Origin of the sequence: Tardiphaga sp. (assembly GCF_044340795.1) — a bacterium.
In the GTDB taxonomy this organism is placed as follows: Bacteria; Pseudomonadota; Alphaproteobacteria; order Rhizobiales; family Xanthobacteraceae; genus Tardiphaga.
In genome coordinates this window covers 1-5,608 of sequence record NZ_JBIISY010000322.1, presented here as the reverse complement: position 1 = coordinate 5,608, position 5,608 = coordinate 1, and the positions used below count along the sequence as shown (strand labels likewise).

Here is a 5,608-nt window from a genome sequence, read left to right as displayed (position 1 = left end):
TCTGGCAGGCTTTTGCCGTGCTGCTGCCGGTGAAGACCGTCGGCGTCATGGGCGACGGCCGCACCTACGAATACGTCGTCGGCCTGCGCGCCGTGACCTCGACCGACGGCATGACCGCGGACTTCTATGCGTTCGACATGAAGTTCTTAGGCGAGACGGCCACGCGCATCATCAACGAGGTCAAGGGCGTAAACCGCGTGGTGTATGACATCACCTCGAAGCCGCCGGGGACGATTGAGTGGGAGTGAGGTGTCATCGTCAGCAGCGGTTGGGCGGCGAATTTCGTTGCCGTGCCGGTAGCTTTGATCGGCGAGTTAAGCCCAGAGGAGTTCGGCGTAGTCATCCATAGGTCCGATGTTGAGAAATTCGGGCTGTAGCGTTTCGCGCGGTGTCCGATATGCTTCCATCACTATTCTCACTTCGCGTTGGTAAGCATATCCGAAGTGCTTTGACATCTGGTGGACCCGCATCTTTGTAAAATCTCGGTATGGATCGTAGTAGGTGACGGGTCCATAGTGAGGCTTCCAGCTAGGGTATCTTGCTAAAAAACTTGAAATGACGCGCTGTGCGAACCTATTCGGATCGCGGATAATTAGAGCGGCATCGGCGTCAAAATCGGTGGGCATGCGGTAGTAAATGCTGTCGCAGAGGCTCAGCAGAAAATAATTCGGCGCCTCAACGGGCAGAACAATATCGTCATCTCCATAGTCGAGACGGTGCCCTTGAACCATTGTGTGGTGAACGCCGTTCAAACGCTCGCGGAATGTGGGAATGAAGAAGGTGCGGTGAATTTCATCGTCTTTAATCGCGACATTATGCGTGACATCGTTGTAATACGATGCCGGGCAGATGCGTAATCGCCCTGTGCGCTGCATCGGCTCAAGGAATTCGCGACGACCGTATTTGACAGTGAATGGTGTTGTCGGAATTGAGTAGCCGGAAAATATTTTCGTAGCTATCGGCTCGCCGTTAGCAAAGTATTTTAACGCGGGTGCCCTTGCGGCAGATATCACTTCCGGCCTGGGCAAAGGGTGTCCCGTCCTGAGAGCGTATTCTTCTAGGAGGTGCGTGAACTTAGCCATGAAGGCATGTTCATCTCCGATTGGAAGTAACCCAAGTTTGGCGTCGGGACTCAACTCAGTTTGGTTGATGAATACGTCCCTAAAGCGCGAGTCCAGCCGTTCGTCCGGCGCGCCTAGGAGATAGGGAAAAGAAGCGTACTCATGTCGCCAAGTTTCGTGACGCTGAAGAGCGCCGTGCTGCTTGGCCGCGATGTCTTCAAAATGTTGCCAGCGCGCTTGCATCGCGCGTGCGCGCTCCTTGAGCTGCCAAGGTGTGACTGTCATGGCCTATCCGGATCGAGTATTGGAGCTGCGACACTAATTAACAAAGGCGTCGATACCCTAGACAGTCAATCCGAGATGGTGACACTCATAGTAAACCATTGCCCCTGAGATCAGCCGCGAACGTCGCGAGCGGCATCACAAGTGTCAGTGGCCGATCCCTCAGCTGCTCGGCCCCATAGCTCGCATACCATCGCGCCGCGCGGTCGTCCTTGGCGTCGATGATGAGCAGCACACCGCCAGCCTCGGCCACGATCCGCAGGCAGCGGAGTGCCACGGCAGCGAGCAGTTGTCCGCCCAGGCCTTGGCCCGCAACAGTGACGTCCGTTGCGATCCGAGCAAGTTTGAAGCCGGGCACCTCGTGCTGAGCGAGCCCCTTCGTCATCGATGCCGGCACGACGTCATGCGCCACGGCGGAGGGCGCGACGGTGTAGAAGCCGAGCACGCGGTTAGGCGTGGAAACATCGATCGCGCAAAACGTCTTGGAGGCGTTCTGCTCGTGGCTCTGGCGCGCGTAGCGGCGGAGAAAGTCGCTCATCGCGGGATCGCCGCAGTCGAAGGACTGGCGATCATGCGATTTCGCAATCGCTTCTTCTCGCCAGGCGGGCAGGGTCACAGCGTGTCGGGCAACGCCGCGATTGCCGTGCGTAGTTTCGCGTTGGGCTTTGGCGGATTTTCCAGCAGGTCGAGCACGCGCGCATGATCGCGCGCGGTCAGGCGAACAGCCTCAGCGGCCTCAATGACGGCTTCGGCTTCGCGCAGGGCGGTCTGGGTCACGAAATTGGTCAGGTCGGTGTCGCGCAGCGCGGCGGCGCGCACGAGCTTTGCCTTGGTTTCCGCTGAAACCCGCAAGTTCATCCGCTGGTTGTCGTCGACGGCAGCACGAGGCATGTCCGCTATCCCTGTTTTGTACGCCTTTAATGCGTACGTTATCTGGTCGCGATTTTCAAGATATGGTCGACCGATTCCGAAGGCTCACAGCGCCCGTCCTGCTGCCCGCTCGACGCCTGCTGCGACACCATCGTCCACACCGTTGAAACCTGATTTTAAAGGACTATTTTTACTGCAATGCAGTATCTTGTCAGTCAGCCCTGATTGACGTACTCGAAGCCGAATTCGCCTTTAGACCGGTTTTAACAATAACGGTTGGTGGCGCTGCGTTCCCAGCGTCAACCGCCTCATGACCTTGGGATGACGATGAGCCTCTATTCAGATTACCTCGCTGAGATCGAAAGCCGGAAAGCTCAGAACCTCGCTCCCAAGCCGATCGATGACGGCGCGCTCACCGGCGAAATCATCGCCCTGATCAAGGACTCTGGCAGCGAATATCGCGCCGATGCCCTGAAATTCTTCATCTACAACACCCTGCCGGGCACCACGAGCGCCGCAGGCGCCAAGGCCGCCTTCCTCAAGCAGATCATCGTGGGCGAGGCCGTCGTCCCCGAAATCACCCCGACTTTCGCGCTGGAACTGCTGTCGCACATGAAGGGCGGCCCCTCGATCCGCGTGCTGCTCGATGTGGCGCTGGGCGCCGATGCGGCGCTGGCGAAGCAGGCGGGCGAAGTGCTGAAGACCCAGGTCTTCCTCTACGACGCCGACATGTTCCGCCTACGCGATGCCTTCAAGGCCGGCAATGCCGTCGCCAAGGACGTGCTGGAAAGCTACGCCAAGGCCGAGTTCTTCACCAAGCTTCCTGACGTCGAGGACGAGATCAAGGTCGTCACCTATATCGCCGCCGAAGGCGATATCTCCACCGACCTGCTGTCGCCCGGCAACCAGGCGCATTCGCGCTCGGATCGCGAGCTGCACGGCCAGTGCATGATCACGCCGGAAGCCCAACAGGAAATCGTCGCGCTGCAGAAGGCGCATCCCGACAAGCGCGTGATGATGATCGCCGAGAAGGGCACCATGGGCGTCGGCTCGTCGCGCATGTCCGGCGTGAACAACGTCGCGCTGTGGACCGGCAAGCAGGCCAGCCCCTATGTGCCGTTCGTCAATTTCGCTCCGGTCGTCGCCGGCACCAACGGCATCTCGCCGATCTTCGCGACCACCGTGGACGTCACCGGCGGCATCGGCGTCAACCTGAAGAACTGGGTCAAGAAGCTCGGTGATGACGGCAAGCCGCTGCTTAACAACGAAGGCAACCCGATCCTCGAGCAGAAATACTCGGTCGCCACCGGCACCGTGCTGAAGCTCGACGCCAAGGCCAAGAAGCTGCGCGACGAAGCCGGCAACGAGCTGGTCGATGTCGCCGCCGCCTTCACGCCGCAGAAGATGGAATTCATGAAGGCGGGCTCGTCCTACGCCATCGTGTTCGGCAAGAAGCTGCAGACCTTCGCCGCCGAAACCCTCGGCGTCGAAGCGACGCCGGTGTTTGCGCCGAACAAGGAAATCGCCATCGAGGGCCAGGGCCTGACTGCGGTGGAGAAGATCTTCAACCGCAACGCCGTCGGCGTGACGCCGGGCAAGGTGCTGCATGCCGGCTCCGACGTGCGCGTGAAGGTCAACATCGTCGGCTCGCAGGACACGACGGGCCTGATGACCGCGCAGGAGCTGGAAGCGATGGCGGCCACCGTCATCTCGCCGCTGGTCGATGGCGCCTATCAGTCGGGCTGCCACACCGCGTCCGTCTGGGACAAGAAGGCCCAGGTGAACATTCCGAAGCTCATGAGCTTCATGAACACCTTCGGCGTGATCACTGCGCGCGATCCGAAGGGCGTTTATCACTCGATGACCGACGTGATCCACAAGGTGCTGAATGACATCACCGTGGATGACTGGGCCATCATCATCGGCGGCGACAGCCACACCCGCATGTCCAAGGGCGTCGCCTTCGGTGCCGACTCCGGCACCGTGGCGCTGGCGTTGGCGACGGGCGAGGCGACCATGCCGATCCCGCAGTCCGTGAAGGTCACCTTCAAGGGCGCGATGAAGCCCTACATGGACTTCCGCGACGTCGTGCACGCGACCCAGGCGCAAATGCTGCAGCAGTGCGGCGACAACGTCTTCCAGGGCCGCATCATCGAAGTTCATATCGGCACGCTGCTCGCCGACCAGGCCTTCACTTTCACCGACTGGACGGCCGAGATGAAGGCCAAGGCGTCGATCTGCATCTCGCAGGACGACACGCTGATCGAGTCGCTGGAGATCGCCAAGTCGCGCATCCAGATCATGATCGACAAGGGCATGGACAATCCGGCCCAGACCCTGAAGGGCCTGATCGCCAAGGCCGATGCGCGCATCGCCGAAATCCGCTCGGGCGAAAAGCCCGCGCTGACGCCGGATGCGAATGCGAAGTATTTTGCCGAAGTCGTCGTCGATCTCGACATCATCGACGAGCCGATGATCGCCGATCCCGACGTCAACAATGCCGACGTGTCGCGTCGCTACACCCACGACACGATCCGACCGGTCTCCTATTACGGCGGCACCAAGAAGGTGGATCTCGGCTTCGTCGGCTCGTGCATGGTGCATAAGGGCGACATGAAGATCGTCGCCCAGATGCTCAAGAACATCGAGAAGACCGAGGGCAAGGTCGAGTTCAAGGCACCGCTGGTCGTCGCCGCGCCGACCTACAACATCATCGACGAGCTGAAGGCCGAAGGCGACTGGGAGATTCTCCAGAAGTATTCGGGCTTCGAATTCGACGACGTGAAGCCGAAGACGACGAACCGCACGAGCTACGAGAACATCCTGTATCTCGAGCGTCCGGGCTGCAACCTGTGCATGGGCAACCAGGAAAAGGCTGAGAAGGGCGACACCGTTCTCGCCACCTCGACCCGCCTGTTCCAGGGCCGCGTGGTGGAAGACACCGCCGAGAAGAAGGGTGAATCCCTGCTGGCCTCGACCCCGGTCGTGGTGCTGGCCGCCATCCTCGGCCGCACCCCGAGCGCGGACGAATACAAGGCCGCGGTGCAGGGCATCGACCTGACCAAGTTTGCGCCGCCGAAGTCGGGTGCGATGGGCGCGTCCGTCCACTACTAAGGACGGGACGAAGGACTGATCGAACGGCGCGGCAGGTGAACACCTGCCGCGCCGTTTCCGTTTGCTGGCCGGATTCGGAACCCGGTGCCCAAATATTGGGTGGCCACTTGCTCGAAAGAGTTCAAGATCGTATCTTACAAGCGTCTTACCGTGGAGGCTCTTGTGGCGTCACGACCTGCAAATCTGACCACGCTTGTTTCGACCAAAGGGCAGGTCATCTTGCCCAAGGCCATCCGTGACCAGCGCAATTGGTCTCCGGGTACGCGACTTACTGTTGAGCA

General features: G+C 60.2%; 5 protein-coding genes and 1 pseudogene. 3 read left to right on the top strand and 3 right to left on the bottom strand.

The window, feature by feature from the left end; genetic code table 11:
- A pseudogene (locus ACIQ17_RS30175) lies at positions 1 to 248 on the top strand (GMP synthase (glutamine-hydrolyzing)); the annotation flags it as partial.
- Positions 249 to 314: 66 nt separating this feature from the next.
- Here the strand turns inward: ACIQ17_RS30175 and ACIQ17_RS30170 are convergent.
- The 3 genes from ACIQ17_RS30170 to ACIQ17_RS30160 form a co-directional block, all read right to left on the bottom strand.
- Positions 315 to 1,346, bottom strand: coding sequence for a hypothetical protein (locus ACIQ17_RS30170; RefSeq protein WP_398473140.1), 1,032 nt, complete (start codon positions 1,344 to 1,346; stop codon positions 315 to 317).
- A gap of 85 nt (positions 1,347 to 1,431) precedes the next feature.
- Positions 1,432 to 1,959 carry a GNAT family N-acetyltransferase gene (locus ACIQ17_RS30165; RefSeq protein ID WP_398473139.1) on the bottom strand — a complete coding sequence of 176 codons (528 nt, stop codon included), beginning with the start codon at positions 1,957 to 1,959 and terminating at the stop codon, positions 1,432 to 1,434.
- Positions 1,956 to 2,234, bottom strand: coding sequence for a DUF1778 domain-containing protein (locus ACIQ17_RS30160; RefSeq protein WP_398473138.1), 279 nt, complete (start codon positions 2,232 to 2,234; stop codon positions 1,956 to 1,958). The genes ACIQ17_RS30165 and ACIQ17_RS30160 overlap by 4 nt, the downstream gene beginning before the upstream one ends.
- A gap of 306 nt (positions 2,235 to 2,540) precedes the next feature.
- Between ACIQ17_RS30160 and ACIQ17_RS30155 the strand changes: the two genes are divergently transcribed.
- Together ACIQ17_RS30155 and ACIQ17_RS30150 are read left to right on the top strand one after the other, a co-directional pair.
- Entirely contained in the window at positions 2,541 to 5,327 is a 2,787-nt protein-coding gene (locus ACIQ17_RS30155; RefSeq protein WP_398473137.1) for a bifunctional aconitate hydratase 2/2-methylisocitrate dehydratase, read from the top strand.
- Positions 5,328 to 5,489: 162 nt separating this feature from the next.
- Positions 5,490 to 5,608, top strand: a 119-nt coding sequence (locus tag ACIQ17_RS30150) for an AbrB/MazE/SpoVT family DNA-binding domain-containing protein (RefSeq protein ID WP_398473141.1), incomplete at its 3' end; no start/stop codon positions are given.

Coding starts and splice junctions, on each gene's coding strand:
- ACIQ17_RS30170 (WP_398473140.1), bottom strand. CDS start 1,346: ATGACAGTCACACCTTGGCAGCTCAAGGAGCGCGCACGCGCGATGCAA.
- ACIQ17_RS30160 (WP_398473138.1), bottom strand. CDS start 2,234: ATGCCTCGTGCTGCCGTCGACGACAACCAGCGGATGAACTTGCGGGTT.
- ACIQ17_RS30155 (WP_398473137.1), top strand. CDS start 2,541: ATGAGCCTCTATTCAGATTACCTCGCTGAGATCGAAAGCCGGAAAGCT.